At 57.0% G+C, this 17,156-nt stretch carries 13 protein-coding genes; 1 reads left to right on the forward strand and 12 read right to left on the reverse strand.

Annotated features, from left to right (window positions below; translation table 11 throughout):
• The 10 genes from AC1DU8_RS22180 to sucC form a co-directional block, all read right to left on the reverse strand.
• Window positions 1–244 (reverse strand): pilin (locus tag AC1DU8_RS22180; RefSeq protein ID WP_477727249.1); only part of this gene is annotated, 244 nt, incomplete at its 3' end.
• A 185-nt stretch (window positions 245–429) separates the two neighbouring features.
• Entirely contained in the window at window positions 430–2,835 is a 2,406-nt protein-coding gene (locus tag AC1DU8_RS22185; protein ID WP_477689791.1) for a GspE/PulE family protein, read from the reverse strand.
• On the reverse strand, window positions 2,832–3,623 hold the full coding sequence (locus tag AC1DU8_RS22190; protein ID WP_457282076.1) for a 3',5'-cyclic-nucleotide phosphodiesterase: 792 nt from the start codon (window positions 3,621–3,623) through the stop codon (window positions 2,832–2,834). The genes AC1DU8_RS22185 and AC1DU8_RS22190 overlap by 4 nt, the downstream gene beginning before the upstream one ends.
• Before the next feature lie 36 nt (window positions 3,624–3,659).
• Window positions 3,660–5,909: a CHASE2 domain-containing protein gene (locus AC1DU8_RS22195; RefSeq protein WP_457282075.1), complete on the reverse strand. Its 2,250-nt coding sequence runs from the start codon at window positions 5,907–5,909 to the stop codon at window positions 3,660–3,662.
• A 59-nt stretch (window positions 5,910–5,968) separates the two neighbouring features.
• Entirely contained in the window at window positions 5,969–6,625 is a 657-nt protein-coding gene (locus tag AC1DU8_RS22200; RefSeq protein WP_457282074.1) for an FHA domain-containing protein, read from the reverse strand.
• A 37-nt stretch (window positions 6,626–6,662) separates the two neighbouring features.
• The gene (locus AC1DU8_RS22205; protein ID WP_457282073.1) at window positions 6,663–7,448 is read right to left on the reverse strand and encodes a Stp1/IreP family PP2C-type Ser/Thr phosphatase; all 786 of its coding nucleotides are present in this window, start codon (window positions 7,446–7,448) and stop codon (window positions 6,663–6,665) included.
• A gap of 13 nt (window positions 7,449–7,461) precedes the next feature.
• Window positions 7,462–10,191 (reverse strand): CHASE2 domain-containing serine/threonine-protein kinase, encoded by a 2,730-nt coding sequence (locus tag AC1DU8_RS22210; protein WP_457282072.1) that lies wholly within the window; start codon window positions 10,189–10,191, stop codon window positions 7,462–7,464.
• 321 nt (window positions 10,192–10,512) lie between these two features.
• Complete coding sequence (locus AC1DU8_RS22215; protein ID WP_457282071.1) at window positions 10,513–11,214, reverse strand: TerC family protein; 702 nt, start codon at window positions 11,212–11,214, stop codon at window positions 10,513–10,515.
• Between the two features lie 146 nt (window positions 11,215–11,360).
• On the reverse strand, window positions 11,361–12,254 hold the full coding sequence (gene sucD / locus AC1DU8_RS22220; protein WP_457282070.1) for a succinate--CoA ligase subunit alpha: 894 nt from the start codon (window positions 12,252–12,254) through the stop codon (window positions 11,361–11,363).
• Between the two features lie 16 nt (window positions 12,255–12,270).
• Window positions 12,271–13,431 (reverse strand): ADP-forming succinate--CoA ligase subunit beta, encoded by a 1,161-nt coding sequence (gene sucC / locus AC1DU8_RS22225; protein WP_457282069.1) that lies wholly within the window; start codon window positions 13,429–13,431, stop codon window positions 12,271–12,273.
• A 239-nt stretch (window positions 13,432–13,670) separates the two neighbouring features.
• Here sucC and argC point away from each other — a divergent pair, with 239 nt between their 5' ends.
• Window positions 13,671–14,582 (forward strand): N-acetyl-gamma-glutamyl-phosphate reductase, encoded by a 912-nt coding sequence (gene argC, locus AC1DU8_RS22230; protein ID WP_457282068.1) that lies wholly within the window; start codon window positions 13,671–13,673, stop codon window positions 14,580–14,582.
• Between the two features lie 41 nt (window positions 14,583–14,623).
• On the opposite strand, the gene AC1DU8_RS22235 is transcribed toward argC, so the two are convergent.
• Window positions 14,624–16,726: a tetratricopeptide repeat protein gene (locus tag AC1DU8_RS22235; RefSeq protein WP_477667726.1), complete on the reverse strand. Its 2,103-nt coding sequence runs from the start codon at window positions 16,724–16,726 to the stop codon at window positions 14,624–14,626.
• The gene (gene recX, locus AC1DU8_RS22240; RefSeq protein WP_477667725.1) at window positions 16,635–17,132 is read right to left on the reverse strand and encodes a recombination regulator RecX; all 498 of its coding nucleotides are present in this window, start codon (window positions 17,130–17,132) and stop codon (window positions 16,635–16,637) included. Before recX ends, AC1DU8_RS22235 begins: the two co-directional genes overlap by 92 nt.
• Window positions 17,133–17,156: the final 24 nt, after the last annotated feature.

The raw sequence follows: 17,156 nt of genomic DNA on the forward strand, positions 1-17,156 counted from the left end.
CGCCGCTGGCGTTCTTTTCACAGCCCCAGTTATTGGCGATCGGCAGAACCGTACTGGCAGCAGATTGAACAGTTTCCGTGATGCTGGTACGGCACTGTGATGCAGCCAGAATCACTTCAGACACTTTCGCACGAATGGTGTAGTCCTGATAGGCAGGCAGAGCCACCGCAGCCAGGATACCGATAATCGCCACGACGATCATCAATTCGATCAGGGTAAAACCCCGTTGGATGGAACGCTTCATAAAAAACTCCTTGGTTAAAAACCGGCTGTAGTAATTTAAACAGTTATGGCAGTTTGATGCCAATTTAGATAGTTACAGCAATTTTTGAACCATATTAAAGAGTTTTCTTTTTTATGATTTTGAAGCTACAAAAAACCGAAAAATTACTTTTTTGACGTATGTCTTTAAATTTCACGACATTTCTGTCATTTGATGCAGACGGATCGGACCATCTTTAAATCTGTCATGCCCATGAGTACCTTTTCCATGCCGTCCATCTTGAGAGTCCGCATGCCGCTATTGACGGCGCTTGAAAACAGCTCCGCGACGCGGGCCCGCTCCTGGATCAATTTTTTGGCAGCATCATCGGCAATCATCAGTTCATGCAGGCCAATACGACCCTTGTAGCCGGTCTTGTTGCACTTGTCGCAGCCGACCGCACGATACAAGGTCAATTTATCGTCCTTCCCATAGCGCGCCATCCAGTCTTCATAGAGTTTTTGTGACTCGCCACCAGGATCGGCTTTCCAGGCTTCGGTATGGCGCAGCTCTTCAGCGTATTCCTTGATGAAATCTTTGACTTCCTGAGCACTGGGCTGATAAGCCTCTTTGCAGTCGCAGAGTTTTTTGGCCAGACGCTGAGCCAGGATACCCAACAATGCGTCCGCAAAATTAAAGGGGTCCATGCCCATGTCCAGCAGGCGGGTGATGGACTCGGGGGCCGAATTGGTGTGCAGCGTCGAGAAAACCATGTGCCCTGTCAATGAAGCCTCCACGCCCATCGCCACGGTTTCTTTGTCGCGGGACTCACCGACCATGATGATGTCCGGATCGGCTCGCAGGAAAGCACGCATGACCAGTGCGAAGTCAATGCCCGCCTTCCGGTTAATTTGCACCTGACGCAAACCCTTCTGGGTAATTTCCACGGGGTCTTCAGCGGTCCAAATTTTGGTGTCCGGGGTGTTGAGAAACTTAAGGATGGAATGCAGCGTCGTGGTCTTGCCGGAGCCTGTGGGGCCACATACATAAAAAAGACCATACGGCTTGGAGATCGTTTTTTCCAGTCGCTCCTTGTTGTGCGCCGTCAATCCGAGTTTTTCAAGCGGGATCGGCTCACCTGCGGCAAGAATCCGCATGACCACGTCTTCCACGCCACCGGCGGAGGGGATCGTGGCTACACGCAATTCGATGTCGAGTGGGCCGTATTTTTTGAACTTGATCTTCCCGTCTTGCGGTTTACGTTTTTCAGAGATATCCAGGTCGCACATGATCTTGAGCCGCGTGACCATGGCTTGGCGAAACTGTGCCGGCACTTCAATATAGGGCTGCAAGGTGCCGTCAATGCGAAACCGGATACCGGTTTTGGCTTTCCCGGGCATGGGCTCGATGTGAATGTCCGAAACCTTCTGGTTGTAGGCGTCAATGATGACCTTGTTGACAAACTTGACCAGCTCGTTGTCCGCTGCGGCAGACTCCAGCGAAGAGTCGTCATTTGACTCACTCTCCAGTGGTGAGTCCATGTCTGCAAGCAATTGGTCGATGGTGCTACTGTCTGCAGCCACGCCAAAGAGCTGCCCCAGGGTTTCTTCAAATTCGGTCTGGGTTGTAACGCGGTAAGAAAATTTGGAGACGCGGGGAAACACCTGTGGAACCACGCGTGCCCCTCGCACAGCCTCCGGATCCACACACATGATCACGAGGCCTTCGGTAGTTTCCTCCAGCGGAATCCAGCCTTGCTGTTCAATAAAGTCCCGTTTTAACGCACCATGCAACATCTCCGAGCGAATCCGTCCAGCATTGAATGCTTCGTAGGCCACACCGAAAAACTTGGCAAGCGAAGCACCAATCTGAGTGGGCCGGATGTGGAAGTTGGCCATGAGCATATGCTCGACGGACTGACCTTCTTCCCGGGCCTGGCGGATGCATTGCTGTAATTCTTCTTGGGACAGCACACCTTCCGTCACCAAGCCGTCGTACTTGGTAGCTTTGCGCCTTTGGCTGTCGCCCGCTTTTTGCATTCGCTGGCGTATGGCAATGCCCAAAGTCTTGCACAGCTGCAGCGCACCGTCTTCCTCAAGCTTCCCAAAAGGCTGATCGCTCCGGTTGTTGATAACCTGCAGCACGCCGTACAACGTCTCTCCGTCCATGACGGGAGCCACCAGCATCTGCTTGGTTCTGTACCCGGATCGCTTGTCAACTTCCTGGAGAAAGCTCAACGCAGGATGAATTTTCTTCAGCGCCTCCTCATCGTAGACGTCCGCAATATTCACCATCTGGCGAGCCATGGCAACGTAGCCCGCAATGCTCTGCGCGCTGACCGGGAGCTTCAGGTCGCGGCTGGTATTGAGCCCCGTTTTGACCTTGGAAACAATGGAACTGCGGTCTTCGTTGACTGCATAAAGTGTTAACCGGTCCGCATTAAAAAGCTTGCAGATGTCCTGGCTGGCTTCGAGCATGATCTGCTCGACATTTTCCGTTTCGTGAATCCGGTTGGTAACCAGCTGAAGCTGCCGGAAATACAGGGCTTCAAAAGTAACGCCCCGCTCCTGGGGAGGCAACATCTGCGAGTCAAAAAACTCGTCCTCGGGGTCACGTTGCAATACGGCGCTCATAGCTCAAACTCCTGGCCTGCCCTCAACCACCGGATGTCGTGCGATACATTCGGGCCAAACGGGCGGGTTTGGTCAAAACGCTGTATCTCGGCCATGATCAGGTCGGTCTCGGCCGGTTTGGTATGGGTAATGTAGATGGGATAACTGTTTCCTCGCTCGATGCAATCGAGTTCATTGGCAAGCGCATGAGGAGAAAGATGAAGGCTCCGCTTGGCAAGGTCGCGCTCGCGATTGCTAAATGCCGTTTCGATGACCAGCATGGCAACCCTTATCTGATTAATTCGGGCCCACAGAGCCGGATTCTGTTCCGTGTCGCCCGTGAACACCCAATACCCCTTGCCCGTGGCCACCGCGTAGCCTGCAGCCGGGACGGTATGCACGGCAGGTAGAACCTCTATTTGCTTACCAGCCAATAACAAGGTTTGTCCGATTTCCAGAGGGTGAAAACTGACAAACGGGGCCTCGGGGCTGGGAATGCGGGAAAAGTCGGGCCAAATGGTGTTGTTGAAAATATGCGCCTTCAGTGCGTCAATCGTGCCCTGCAGCGCATGAATCTGGATAGGTGTTGTTCGCCGGGCGGCAATGGCGTCCACCATCAACGGTAACGCGGCCACGTGATCGAGGTGCGAATGCGTCAGCAGAACATGGTCAACACCAGCCATCTCATCCAGCGTGAGATCTCCCACTCCCGTACCGGCATCAACCAACAAGTCATGGTCAAGCAAAAAAGACGTGGTCCGGCAGTCTTTGGCAATGGCTCCCGAGCAGCCGAGTACACGTACTTTCATGAGATTTTCCGGTTGGCCTTGACTTGGAGGGTTGTGCTATTTGGTTTCAAAATTGGTTGCGCCATCCCATTCCGGATCAAAAGGCAACAGCCTCATAGAGGCTACACGCTCCGCATACAGCCGGTAAAGGAACTTTTTGCCATTTATCCGATGTAAATTGAGCAATTGCACATCGCATTGATCCCAATCCTGCGCGCGGTAAGCTTTTAACGCCATTCCCCAGGTTTTCAGCTCAGCCGCAATGTCCTTGTCGATCTGGTCTCCCGGCACCAACGGCCAAAAAATGGAAACCGCCTGATCTTTGCCTTTCACGCGAACCTTGTCGAGTTCCTGCCATGCAAAATCATTCGCCTGCTTTCGGGTTGACTCGCTGACCACGATATCCACCCCGTAGGTTTTTGACAGCCCCTCCAGACGCGAACCCAGATTCACGGAATCGCCAATCACGGTGTAACTGCGGCGGATATCCGAACCCATATCACCCACACACATCGTGCCCGTATTGACACCGATACCTATGCCAATCTCGGGTAAACCCTTGATCTTGTGTTCCTCGTTGATCTTCTTGACTGCATTCGACATCTCGAGTGCCGTTTTTACTGCAAGACCAGCATGATCAGGCGTGTCGACAGGGGCACCCCAAAAAGCCATCACGCAGTCACCCATGTATTTGTCAATGGTGCCTCGATTGCTGCGAATCAGGTCTGTCAGCCGGCTGAAAACACTGTTTAGCAAAGCCTGTAGTTGGGTAGGCTCCATCGACTCCGACATTTTGGTGAACCCGCGCATGTCGCAAAACATGACCGTCAGCTCCTTGGTCGTTGCCTTCATGCTGTAGCTGTCGGGATCTTTCACCATCTCGTCAACCAGTTCGGGGGGTACATAGGTGCCGAACAGATGGGCCAACTCCCGCTTGGATCGGCTTTCCACGAAATATCCATAACTCATATTCAACGCAAATGCGGTCAAAGCCATAACCAGCGCACTGGCCAACGGCAGCACAAGACCGTAACCAGAGTAAAGCCAGAAATTCAAGCCGGCTATGGCGGCAATCACCGCCAGGCTGACCAGCACCGCACGGGAAGCTGAAAGCAGGGGCAGTGCAAAAGCCAGCGTCAGCCCCGAAAAAAGCAGGATGACCACCTCGAATCCGATGGCGTAGTCGGGCTTGACGAATACCTTCCCGTCAAGAAAACCAGAGATGACATTGGCGTGCGTTTCCACCCCCGGATAGGTTTCCCCCACCGGAGTCACTCTCAAATCGAGCAGGCCGGGCGCGGTGGTGCCGACCAGGATGATCTTATCCTTGAGCGTGCCAGGCGCAAGGCGTTTGGCCAGGACATCCGCCGCGGAGATATACCGAAACGAGCCGCCGTTCGCACCACCATTACCCCTGAAGGGCACCAAAGTGGCTACGCGATCATCGACCGGAATCGCCAGGGTTTTGTTGCCTTGCTTGAGCAGAATGCTTTCCAGCCCTTGATAGTTCCGGGTCAGGAATTTTTCCTGCGGAAAACCAGGCTCGACCTTGGGCAAACCCGCAAGCATGCGAAACATGGCGAGCGCCAATGACTCGTAGTACTGCCCCTTGAACTCCGCCAGCAAGGGAATAGAGCGCACCACACCATCGCCCTCGGTAATGGAGTTGAAGAAACCTCCCAAAGGGGCAGCTTTGGCCAACAACTCAATGTTGGCCCCGTATCCATTCCAGCTGGTGAATTTGATAGGACGGCCACCAAGCGCATCGCTGCCCATAACTGGCGGCGGCAAAACTCCATTGACCCGGCCATCTCTGTCGCTGGTGAAGTAATAGCCCATCACGACGGGGCGTTTTTCGATCGCTTTCGCGAAAACCGCGTCGTAATCCAGGCTGGTCTGCAGCTGGCTGAGTTTTTCCGAGAAACCCGGTTGATCTTTCAGCTCCGCCTGTGCAAGCTGCTTGAGCCGCTTTAGACCCGAGCTTTCGTCGGCTTCGGCAAATACGACGTCAAACCCCAGCAGTGCCGTTTTTTGACGATCCTGCAGCTCTTCGACCAGCTCCGCCAACCTGTTACGGCCCCAAGGCCATCGCCCCACCTCCGCAAGGCTCTTCTCATCGATGTCAACGATAACAATGCGTTCGTCCAGCGTATGCGGCATGGTCGCGCGCAGGCGTGCATCGTAGATGATGTCGTCCAACCTCTGCAGAACACCAATGCGAGCGACCCCGCTGGCATGCATCAATGCAAATACCAGCGGAATCAACGTGACGGCGATACGAGGCCAGTGCCGGAAGAGGAGTCTCATGCGACCTCGTTTGAAGGGTGCTTGCGGTCCGCTTGGCGCGAGACCTCTTAACACCAATGTCAGTGTTGGACGAACTGCATTTGCGTTCCGGCCAGCTCAAGCATGTCCCCATTTTTCAGGACAACCGGCTCCGCACCGATGGGGGCTCCGTTAAGCGTCGGCTTGCCAGTGCCCTCGACATGGGCAACGACAAAACCCTGAGGCCTCTTGGTAATGGCGGCAACTGCGACCCCGGGCTTTCCGATGGTTGTGACTACCTTCACCAATGCCACTTCACGACCAGCCGCAGCGCCCGACATCACTTTGATAGCCGCCGTGAGGCCCGTACCGGCTTCCGTCGATGCCACTGGCGAACCTGTCGGCGCCGGGGGCACAAGACCGGCAGAGCCGGCTTTTATAATCATGGTCTTCTCAAAGCCTGCGGGTGCAGCTTCGTTGACGTACTTGATTTTGTACTTGCCAATTTCAACGGTATCGCTGTTCTGCAGCAGCAGCTTTTTAACGGCCTTCCCGTTGACATAGGTGCCATTGGTGCTGTTGAGATCCTCTAGATAGACCTCGTTGCCGGTCATTTGCAAAACGGCATGCTCCCCACTGACAGCTAGGTTGTCGATGACGATGTCGTTGTAGGGCCTGCGCCCCAAAGAAGTCCGGTCTTTCGTCAACTGGACTTCCTTGATCACAACGCCGTCAATAGAGACGATCATTTTCGGCATGGCCGACTCCTGTCTGTTTGTAATATTTCAGTCATCGCTATTTTCCCAGCATTCTGGACAAAAGGCCGCGCTTGGTCGAGTCTTCTTTCGCGTATGCCAACAGTACGGAAATATTATCGCGTCCACCAGCCTCATTCGCCGCAACAATCAGCTGTTTCGCTTTTTGCTCCAAGGTCCCTGCGCCTGTAAGGATAGCCGCAATGCCCGGATCCGCAACCATGTCCGAGAGCCCATCCGAACACATCAGATAAAGGTCCCCCGCGTCCACACGATGCTCATTGACCTCAACCAGCACCGTGTCTTCGACGCCCAAGGCGCGTGTGACCAAGTTCTTGTTCAGGGAAGTCAGCGCCTGCTCGGGAGTTATCAGCCCAGCGTCAATCTGTTCTTGCAACAGCGAGTGGTCTTTGGTGATTTGCTGCAGCTCCTGGCCGCGCAGGCGATAGCAACGGGAATCACCAATATGACCCAGCATCAGTCGCCCGTCCTGGAACACCCCTACCACCAGCGTGGTGCCCATACCCGCGTACTGGGGGTTGGAGTTCGCTGCGTTGAAGATCGAATGATTGGCATTTTCCACGCAGATTTCTAAAGCCCGGCGCACTTCCTTGGCATTGGCATGCCTGCCCGCCTGGGAAAGCCAACGGCCCATTTCCGACTTGATGAAAGCGGCAGCCATGCCGCTTGCAATTTCGCCTGCGTTATAGCCACCCATTCCGTCCGCCAGGATGCAAAGCCGCGTCGCAGCATCAAAAGCAACTGCATCCTCATTGTTGTCCCTCGTCAACCCCGGGTCGGTATGTGTACAAATCTCGTAGTTCATCTTGTTCGTGTGATCACTGGGTGTCGGTATCGGCAGCAGGTGCTTTGGAAACCACGGTTTTCTCAAACGTCTGCGTGCCGTCGACATTCACGGCCTGGGTCGCATCATAGGTCTTCGGGCCGGCAGCTGGTACAGCCGCTGATTGCACGACTGTGGCGTCAAATTGGGCTGCTGGCGCACCCTGTTGAGGCGCAAACGATGGGGCCGGTGCAGTACCTTCCATTGCGGCAATGACAGCGCGCAGATCTGTCGCCAATCGATCACCATCCTGATACCGCAACTCCGGCTTCTTGGCCAGAGACAGCGCAACAATCTCGGCCAGCCGCGCCGGCAGCTCTTTACGGATGATACGGATATCGGGGGCTTCTTCGTTCGCGATCTTGTACATCAGTTCGGCCATGGAATCGCCACGGAATGGCAACACTCCAGCCAGCATCTGAAACAGCATGACACCCAGCGAGTACAAGTCCGAGCGCCCGTCGACTTTTTTACCGGCAATCTGCTCCGGCGACATGAAGCTGGGCGTCCCCAGTACAAGGCCGGTCTTTGTTTTGCTTGAATCCGTAATGCGGGCGATGCCGAAGTCGGTCACCTTCACCGTATCGCTTTCGATTTCATACATGATGTTGGCCGGCTTGATGTCCCGGTGCACCACATTCTGCTTGTGCGCGTAAGCCAGGGCTTCAGCCACCCGTGCCACGATGGACAGGACCTTCGGGACCGGCAACAAATGACCGTCCTTGGTGACATCTGCCAGGTCCTTGCCCTTCAGAAACTCCATGGCAATGAATGCCAGGTCGTGTTCTTCACCTGCATCAAAAATCGTGACGATGTTCTGGTGCTGCAGCCGACCAGCGGTCTCGGCTTCCCTGAAGAAGCGCTCCCGCGCATCGTCAAGCTCCTCGCCCTCGAACTCCTGGCTCAAGGCCATGGTCTTGATGGCGACGACACGGCCAATCTTTGGGTCCTTGCCGAGGTACACCACGCCCATGGCGCCCTTGCCCAATTCCTTTTCAACTTGATAGCGACCCAACATGGGCTTTTCAACACCCCCACCGTCAAGGAGCATGGTCCCGCCCGGGTGCGCGCCGCCACCGCCCAAAATGACGGTTTCCGACAGGTTTTTGGCCCGATTGAGCTTGGACTGCAGGTCTTTGTGGTTCTTGTTGTAGGTGGCCATGTACTCGTACACGGCCTGAGCTTTGTTGAACTGGCGCTTGCGCTCGAAATCCAGCGCCAGGTTGTTCATGTTGTCCATCAGCGCATCGGTGAAAGGTACGCGGCGAAAACGATCAAACGCCATATCGAGCTGGCCTTGGCCTTGCAGCGCCAGACCCATCATGCGATTGGTCTCGGCCGATTCCTCGTCGGACTTGAGCTTGCCAGCCTCGGTCATGAGGAAGCGCTTGGTCGTCAACGCCAGGTGGCCGATCACCAGCAGGGCTGCGGGAAAGACAAACTTGAGCCAGGTCGCGGCCGCCGACAGCAAGCCGAACTCAACCACCAGCAACACCACGAATAACAGCAGTGTGATGATCGCGGCCTTGCCAGCCGACAGCCGTGGCAGGCCGGCAACCAGATAAGCCACAACCACCAGCAGCACACCCAGAGTGACCCAGACACCCCAACCAGGCTGCACGATGAAATGCTCACTCAGGATACTGGAGGTAATGTGCGCGATGGTTTCTGCTGGCGAAAGCCCCGGACCCGCCGGCGTCGGGAATTGGGTGCCTACCCCCGCCGCAGTGGCGCCAATGATCACGATCTTGTCGGCATACTTGGTAGCCGGAATCTTGCCGGAAATCACGTCATAGAATGAATCAACGGCAAAAGCTGGCCGACCGTCCTTGCCCTTGTAAAACTGTGGAAGCATCAAGGCTGATTCGTCGGTTTTGACCATCAGCTTGCCGATCTGCACAGACTCACCCACATTGAGTTTGATGTCGGCAGGCCCCAGGTTCAGGCTCCTGGCCGCGGCGAGCAGGCTCATGGAAGGCACGGCTTTCCCGTAATAATTGATAAGCAACGGTTCTTGCCGCACGGCACCATCCACGTCGGGCAGCTGGTTGAGGTGAGCAATACCCGCCGCCGCTGCACCTATCAACTCAATCGGTTGTTGACCGCGGATGGCCGGAAGGGAAAACCCGTTAAGCTCGTCTACAGCACTCTTCAGTGCGTAAGCCGGGAGCGGATTGTCCGGACGCCCTTGCGGCACTCCCAGCGAAAAAACCGAAGGTACCAAAACATTGCCGGCCTTGGTCATGCTGGCCGCGAGCTTGGCGTCAGTGTCCAGGGCTATTTCAGCCTCAGCGATGACTTTGCCCAATTGTTCAGGCAGACCACCGCTTGGAGCGGCCGCTGGATCGGATACTGGACCAAGAGCCTCCTTGATTTTGCGGATGAACACCAAGCCTCTATCGGTTTGCGGTTCAAAAAAGAAGGCTGTATGCGCAATGGTTTTGGCCTTGGCGGCCGAAAGCTGGTCAATCAGCTGCGCATGCACGTCGCGCGGCCAAGGCCAACGACCTATGTTGGCGATACTCTGGTCGTCGATCGCAATGATGGCTATGCGGTCTGAGGGCTGCCGCGAAGTGCTGGTGCTGGCATAGTCATAGTAACGGCGCTCAAGTGTGCCGAAAAAATCAGTCAGGCCATGCAAAAAAAGGACGGCCAGCACCACCAGAACGCCCACAAACCAGTCGGCCCGCCAGAACTGACTCAATTTCCTAGATGTTTTGGCCACTTCCCGTCCCTTGTCCTGATTCGCTATGCATAGCCCCAGCCATTTTTGTAATTGCTTTGTACTATCGGTCCCCCGGCAACAAATTTCGTGCGCCGGGTACCACCCGCCGACTGTTTCGGCAGGTTACAAGTCTCCTGACAATGGACATTAACAGACGGGGTGCGGCTGGACAAGCGACTTCTGCACCGCAAGCGTGCCGACTGTTGCAAATAAGTGGTTTTCTGGTATGCGCGGTGCGCATCCGGTCCGCAGCAGGTGGCGAACGCTAAGAAACGACCCTAACCGCCAAAGGGGGCTGCGGCGGCTGGGCCGTACGCCAGTTCAGGCTGAAGGCGCCTTTGTCTGCTGCCGTTTGGTCAGGTAGGTGCCCAGAGCCACCACAAGCACGGCACCCACAATCCCACCGGCAGTCACCGTATGGTCGCTAACGGCACCAAAATAGCTCACTACCGCAGGATCCGTCAGCAGCATCTCACCCGCCAGAAAGCCCAAAAGAGCTGCGCCGATGGTAATGATGATGGGGAAGCGCTCCATCACCTTTGTCAACAAGGTGGCGCCGAAAATAATCAGCGGGATGCTCACCAGAAGACCCAGTACCAGCAACGGGAGGTTGCCCTTGGCGGCTGCTGCGACTGCCAGAACGTTGTCCAGGCTCATCACCAGATCGGCAATCAGGATGGTGCGGATGGCTGCAGCCATGCCATTGATCTCGTGTCCCTCGCCGTCTTCATCTTCTTCGCCCTTGAGCAGGTCCACGCCAATGTAGACCAGCAGAACCGCACCTATCATCTTCAGGTACGGCAAGCTCAACAGCTGAATGGCCACGATGGTCAGCACGATACGCATCACGATCGCGGCGGCGCTGCCCCAGAAGATCGCCTTGCCGCGCTGCTCGGGTTTGAGTGTGCGCGCAGCCATGGCAATTACCACGGCGTTATCGCCAGACAGCACGATGTTGGCAAGAAGGATGGAGCCGAAAGCACTCCAGAAGAGGGGGGACGCGAGGTCCAGTCCGAAAAACATGGCAGCTCCTGTTATGAATTAAAAAAGCGCCGGGAAGCGCTTTTTTGTTTTGGAGAGTCTAAGCCGCAATAGGCCAATCCCGATTGGTATTACTGCTTACCTGCTTGACCGCGGTCAAGTTTTTAAATCACTTTTTCGTTGGTGGCTTACAGCAGCGCCTTGAGCAATTTGGCCATTTCCGACGGGTTGCGCGTCACGGTGAAGCCGCAAGCCTCCATGATGGCCAGCTTGGCATCCGCCGTGTCGGCGCCACCGGAGATCAGCGCACCCGCGTGACCCATACGCTTGCCGGCAGGGGCAGTCACACCAGCAATGAAGCCAACGATCGGTTTTTTCATATTGGCCTTGCACCACTGGGCGGCTTCGGCTTCATCGGGACCGCCGATTTCGCCGATCATGATGACGGCGTCAGTGTCCGGATCGTCATTGAAGGCTTTCATCACGTCAATGTGCTTGAGGCCATTGATCGGGTCGCCGCCGATACCGACTGCACTCGATTGGCCCAGGCCGATTTCGGTCAATTGCGCCACAGCTTCATAGGTCAGCGTGCCGGAGCGGCTGACTACGCCGATACGGCCCTTGCGGTGGATATGGCCGGGCATGATGCCGATCTTGATTTCTTCAGGTGTGATCAGGCCGGGGCAATTGGGGCCCAGCAGCAGGGTTTTCTTGCCGCCGGCAGCTTCCTTGGCTTTCATGCGGTTGCGCACTTCCAGCATGTCCTTGACCGGAATGCCTTCGGTGATGCAGATCGCCAAGTCCAGGTTGGCTTCAACAGCTTCCCAGATGGCGGCGGCAGCGCCCGCAGGGGGCACATAGATGACCGACACGGTTGCGCCGGTCGCCTTGGCGGCTTCGGTCACGTTGGCAAAAATCGGGATGCCTTCGAAGTCTTCGCCGGCTTTCTTGGGATTCACACCGGCCACAAAAGCTTCTTTGCCGTTCGCGTAGTCGCGGCACATGCGGGTGTGGAATTGACCGGTTTTGCCGGTGATGCCCTGGGTGATGACTTTGGTGTTTTTGTTGATGTAGATGGACATGTTCTTGGCTCCGGGCTTATTTGACAGCGGCGACGATTTTGGTCGCGGCTTCGGCCATGGTGTCTGCGGCGATGATGGGAAGGCCAGAATCGGCCAGCATCTTCTTGCCCAGGTCTTCGTTGGTGCCCTTCATGCGCACGACCAGTGGAACCGAAAGGTTCACGGCCTTGCAGGCGGTGATCACGCCGTCGGCGATGGTGTCGCACTTCATGATGCCGCCGAAGATGTTGACGAGGATGCCTTTGACATCAGGGTTCTTCAGCATGATCTTGAAGGCTTCGGTGACTTTTTCAGCCGTTGCGCCGCCGCCCACGTCCAGGAAGTTGGCCGGCTCACCACCGAACAGCTTGATGGTGTCCATGGTCGCCATGGCCAGGCCTGCGCCGTTGACCAGGCAGCCGATGTTGCCGTCCAGGCTGATGTAAGCCAGGTCGAACTTGCTGGCTTCGACTTCGGCCGGGTCTTCTTCGTCCAGATCGCGATAGGCCACGATTTCGGGGTGGCGGAACAGCGCGTTGGCATCGAAGTTGAACTTCGCGTCCAGGGCCATGACTTCACCCTTGCCGTTGCGGTTCAGGGGGTTGATTTCAACCAGCGACGCATCGGTGTCCATGTAGCACTTGTAGAGCTTTTGCAGGATATCGACGGTTTGCGCCACAGAGTCGGCAGGCATGCCGATGCCGGCGGCGACTTCCCTCGCCTGGGCGTCCGTCATACCGACCAGCGGATCGACAAACACCTTGATGATTTTTTCAGGGTTGGAGTGAGCCACCTCTTCGATGTCCATGCCGCCTTCGCTGGAAGCGATGAAGGCTACCTTTTGCGACTCACGGTCGGTCACGGCCGAAACGTAATATTCCTTCTGGATGTCGGCACCGTCTTCAATATAGAGGCGGCGGACTTTCTGGCCTTCTGGGCCGGTCTGGTGCGTTTTCAGCTGCATGCCGAGGATTTCGCCGGCAATGCGCTTGACGTCGTCGATGGTTTTGGCAACCTTCACGCCGCCGCCCTTGCCGCGGCCGCCCGCGTGGATCTGGGCCTTGACCACCCACACCGGGCCGCCTAGCTTCTGGGCGGCTTCCACCGCTTCCTGCACCGTGAAGGCCGGGATGCCGCGCGGCACTGGCACACCAAAATTGCGCAAGATTTCCTTGCCCTGGTACTCGTGAATTTTCATGAAAGACCTTCAGAATTCAGTAAAAGAGGGGGGTGCAACAGGGATTTGGGCAGAGGAATGGGGTGTCGGAAACAGGCCACACCGGCCCAAAAAACCACGTCGGCGGTCACTGCAGGCAGCAACGCAGAACTGTATCATGGTGCGACGCACAACTCTTGTGCCCGCCTTACACCCCGAAATGGGCCGAAATTGACCTCTAGGGCGGCCAGCCGCCCATTTTGTTTTGTACCTGGAAGTTCATGCCTAAAGTATTTATTGACGGCGAAGCCGGCACCACGGGCCTGCAAATCCGCGAGCGGCTGCAAGCCATGCCGCAGATCGAACTCGTCAGCATCGCGCCCGAGCTGCGCAAGGACGCGGCCGCCAAGCGCGCCCTGATGGCGCAGGTGGATATGGTGATCCTGTGCCTGCACGACGACGCGGCACGCGAGTCGGTTGCCATGATTGACAGCTTGACCGGCAAAAAACCCAAAATCATTGACGCCTCCACGGCTCACCGCACCGTGTCCGGCTGGGTTTACGGCTTTCCCGAACTGACCCAGACCCAGCGCACCGCCGTGGCCGCTGCCGACCGCGTGGGCAACCCCGGCTGCTACGCCACCGGTGCGATCGCGCTGATCCGCCCGCTGGTGGATGCTGGCGTAGTGCCTGCCGACTTCCCGCTGAGCCTTCCCGCCGTGAGTGGTTACTCCGGCGGCGGCCGGCAGATGATTGAAGACTACGAAGCCGGCACCGCTCCCCTGTTTGAACTTTACGGCCTGGGCCTGAAACACAAGCACCTGCCCGAAATCATGAAATACACAGGGCTCACACGCCGGCCGGTGTTCATTCCGTCGGTAGGCAACTTCAAGCAGGGCATGCTGGTGCAATTGCCGCTGCACCTTGACTTGCTGCCCGGCAAACCAACCGGGGCGCAGTTGCAGGACATACTGGCCAGACACTATGCCGGCAGCGAATGGGTCACCGCCGAAGCTGCGCCCGAGTCGGGAAAGCTGGATGCGCTGGCGCTCAACAACACCAACAAGATGGAGTTGCGCGTGTTTGCCAATGAAGAGTACCGCCATGCGGTGCTGGTAGCGCGGCTGGACAACCTGGGCAAGGGCGCATCCGGCGCTGCAGTACAAAACCTCAAGTTGATGCTGAAGCTGTAGGCGCCGCGCCAAGCCCGGCAACCGAGGGCCTCGGGCAGAGCTCAGGACAACGGTAGCGCGCGCGGCAATTCCCGGCCAACCTGGTTGACCACGTCCTGCCAGCTGCGATTCTCGCCTTGGCGAAAAAGCCGCGCACTGGGGTACCAGGGAGAGTCCTCCCTGTCGAGCAGCCAACGCCAGTCCGGACGAAAGGGCAGCATGACCCACAACGGCTTGCCCAGGGCTCCTACCAGATGGGCGACGCTGGTATCAATGCTGATCACCATATCAACGCAATCGGCGAGAGCCAGGGTATCGGCAAAGGTCCGCAATTCCTGCCCGGCGTGGAAGATACCCGATGCCTCCAGCGCGGCCAGATCCGGCTCGTTCACATCCTTCTGCAGGCTGATGAACTGATAGCCGGGTGGCATCGCTTCATGCAGCATGGCCATCGACATCGAGCGGTTCAGCGCAGTCTTGAGTGCCACATTGCCGGACCAGACCAAACCTACGCGCGGGCCGTCACGCGCGGGCAATCTGGCCTCCCACGCCTGCTTGAGAACCGGGTCGCTTCGCAAATAGGGCGCACCGGGAACATTGGTGACGCGCGTGCCAAAGGCCAGTGGCAGACTGAACATCGGGCATTGAAAGTCGAAAGATGCCGCAATATCTCTGCCGTCCCTGCTTTCCACCAGAGTACAGCCACTCTTCCAATCCGCACAAAGGGGCCGCAATGGCGCTGGCAGATGCAGGAAAATCCGTGCACCCATGGCCAGAATCACCGGGATATAGCGCAGCAGCTGGATAGAGTCGCCCAAGCCCTGTTCCGCATACAGAAAGATGGTCTTTCCCTTCAGGGGCTCCCCTGACCACATCGGCTGGGACAACACGGGCTTGAGCGTGCGCGGCCCCAGCGCATGGGCATACCAGCGCCACTCATACTCCTTCCACCCCTCTTCCCATTGGCCGAGCAGCAGTTGTGCAAATGCCTTGTTCCAGTGCAGGTTGGCATGCCGGGCATCCACAGCCAGCCCGATTTCGCAAATGGCCACCACTTCATCGCATTGCCTCAAGCTCAGCAGGGTGCAACCCAGGTTATAGAGAACATCAGGGTTCTTTGGCTGGAGGTGTTGCGCGCGACGGTGAAAATCCATCGCCTGCTCGAACCGCCTGAGCCGGTCGCAGGCCGCGCCAGCGTTGGACAGGGCATCCACATTTCCAGGCTGGAGGGCAATGATCTTTTCATAAATCTCCAGGGCTTCCTCATGCCGGATCATTGCTGCCAGGACCGCGGCTTTTCCACTCAGGGCAGGCACGTCGTCCGGATCTGCTGCCAAGGATCTGTCGATGATGGTCAAGGCCTCTTCGTGGCGCTCCAGGCCGTTCAGTGCGCAAGCTTTCTCCATGGGGAAAACCGGATGGGCCGCAGCAACGGATTGCTGGTCAGCAAAATCAATGGCCTCCTGCCAGCGCTCATGCGCAAGCAAAAGGCTGATGCGACGATAGCCCGCGTCGGTAAAACCCGGGTTGATGCGTAGCGCCTGGGCATACGCATCCAGTGCCGGCACCGGCTGGCCCAGGTCCTCGAAGGCGCGGCCCAGCTCGAACCAGGCGAAATCAAAGTCCGGCTTGAGCGCCAGCGCCGCCCTGAAGCTGTGGATGCCCTCCTCCGTCAAGTGCAACTGCATCTGCACCTGGCCCAGCAGAAAATGCGCATCAAGCAGTGTTGCGTCCAGTCGGATCGCATGGTGAAAACTATCAACAGCTTCCCGCAACTGGCCCAGTTCCATCAGGCCATAACCCAGGTTGACATGGGCCAAGCCATCGTTCGGTGTCATGGCAACCACCCGGCGATAGCAGTCGGTGGCCTCGGAAATCCTGCCTTGTGCCAACAATTCGTTGCCACGTGAGCGCAATGACTGGGCATCTTCGTCCGGGACAATCGGTCCGGCAGATACAGCGCTTTTATTGCGTGCCAGAAGGGTGCGGATACTCTGGAAAATGGCTGACTCCTGAAAGCTTTTCACATTCCCAGGCCAGACTTTGGGAGGAAGGGCCACTGCAGCCTGGATCTCAAGCTCCTTCGTTATCAGGATTTTTGAGCACCCACGATGCAACCTCCAGTGTAAAACCTCTTCCCGCCAGAAATCGGATTTGCCGGGCATGTTCTGCGGGGTTGGCCGGGGCTGTGCCAAACTTTCGCTGCCAGATGTCTCGCGCCCGTTCGCGCTCGGTGGCCTTAAGCTGCCCAACCGCTTCCCGTATGGCCGTCACGTCCAGTCCTTTGGCCTGCAGCTCCTGCTGGATACGCGAGGCGCCCAGCTTGCGGGAACGCCGGTTGATGACCGAATCGATGACACGCTCTTCGCTGATGAAATCCTTGAGCTCAAGGTCGTCGAGCACCGCCTTCAGCTGGCCCGGCGTTTCTTCATGCGGAGCCAGCTTGCGTTCAAGTTCGGCGCGTGAATGTTCGCGCGCGGCCAGGTAACGCAATGCACGGCCCTTGAGGGAAAGGCCAAAACCCGCGCGGCGGGCGGGTTTGGCGGGGGAGCTGTCTGCCGGGTTTTCCATGTCAAGGGACCCAGCCAGATTGAA

The organism is Polaromonas sp. P3_A5 (genome assembly GCF_056403055.1).

Excerpts from the sequence above, each read along its gene's own strand:
- AC1DU8_RS22185 (WP_477689791.1), bottom strand. The coding sequence starts at position 2,835 with ATGAGCGCCGTATTGCAACGTGACCCCGAGGACGAGTTTTTTGACTCG.
- AC1DU8_RS22190 (WP_457282076.1), bottom strand. The coding sequence starts at position 3,623 with ATGAAAGTACGTGTACTCGGCTGCTCGGGAGCCATTGCCAAAGACTGC.
- AC1DU8_RS22195 (WP_457282075.1), bottom strand. The coding sequence starts at position 5,909 with ATGAGACTCCTCTTCCGGCACTGGCCTCGTATCGCCGTCACGTTGATT.
- AC1DU8_RS22200 (WP_457282074.1), bottom strand. The coding sequence starts at position 6,625 with ATGCCGAAAATGATCGTCTCTATTGACGGCGTTGTGATCAAGGAAGTC.
- AC1DU8_RS22205 (WP_457282073.1), bottom strand. The coding sequence starts at position 7,448 with ATGAACTACGAGATTTGTACACATACCGACCCGGGGTTGACGAGGGAC.
- AC1DU8_RS22215 (WP_457282071.1), bottom strand. The coding sequence starts at position 11,214 with ATGTTTTTCGGACTGGACCTCGCGTCCCCCCTCTTCTGGAGTGCTTTC.
- sucD (WP_457282070.1), bottom strand. The coding sequence starts at position 12,254 with ATGTCCATCTACATCAACAAAAACACCAAAGTCATCACCCAGGGCATC.
- sucC (WP_457282069.1), bottom strand. The coding sequence starts at position 13,431 with ATGAAAATTCACGAGTACCAGGGCAAGGAAATCTTGCGCAATTTTGGT.
- argC (WP_457282068.1), top strand. The coding sequence starts at position 13,671 with ATGCCTAAAGTATTTATTGACGGCGAAGCCGGCACCACGGGCCTGCAA.
- AC1DU8_RS22235 (WP_477667726.1), bottom strand. The coding sequence starts at position 16,726 with ATGCCCGGCAAATCCGATTTCTGGCGGGAAGAGGTTTTACACTGGAGG.
- recX (WP_477667725.1), bottom strand. The coding sequence starts at position 17,132 with ATGGAAAACCCGGCAGACAGCTCCCCCGCCAAACCCGCCCGCCGCGCG.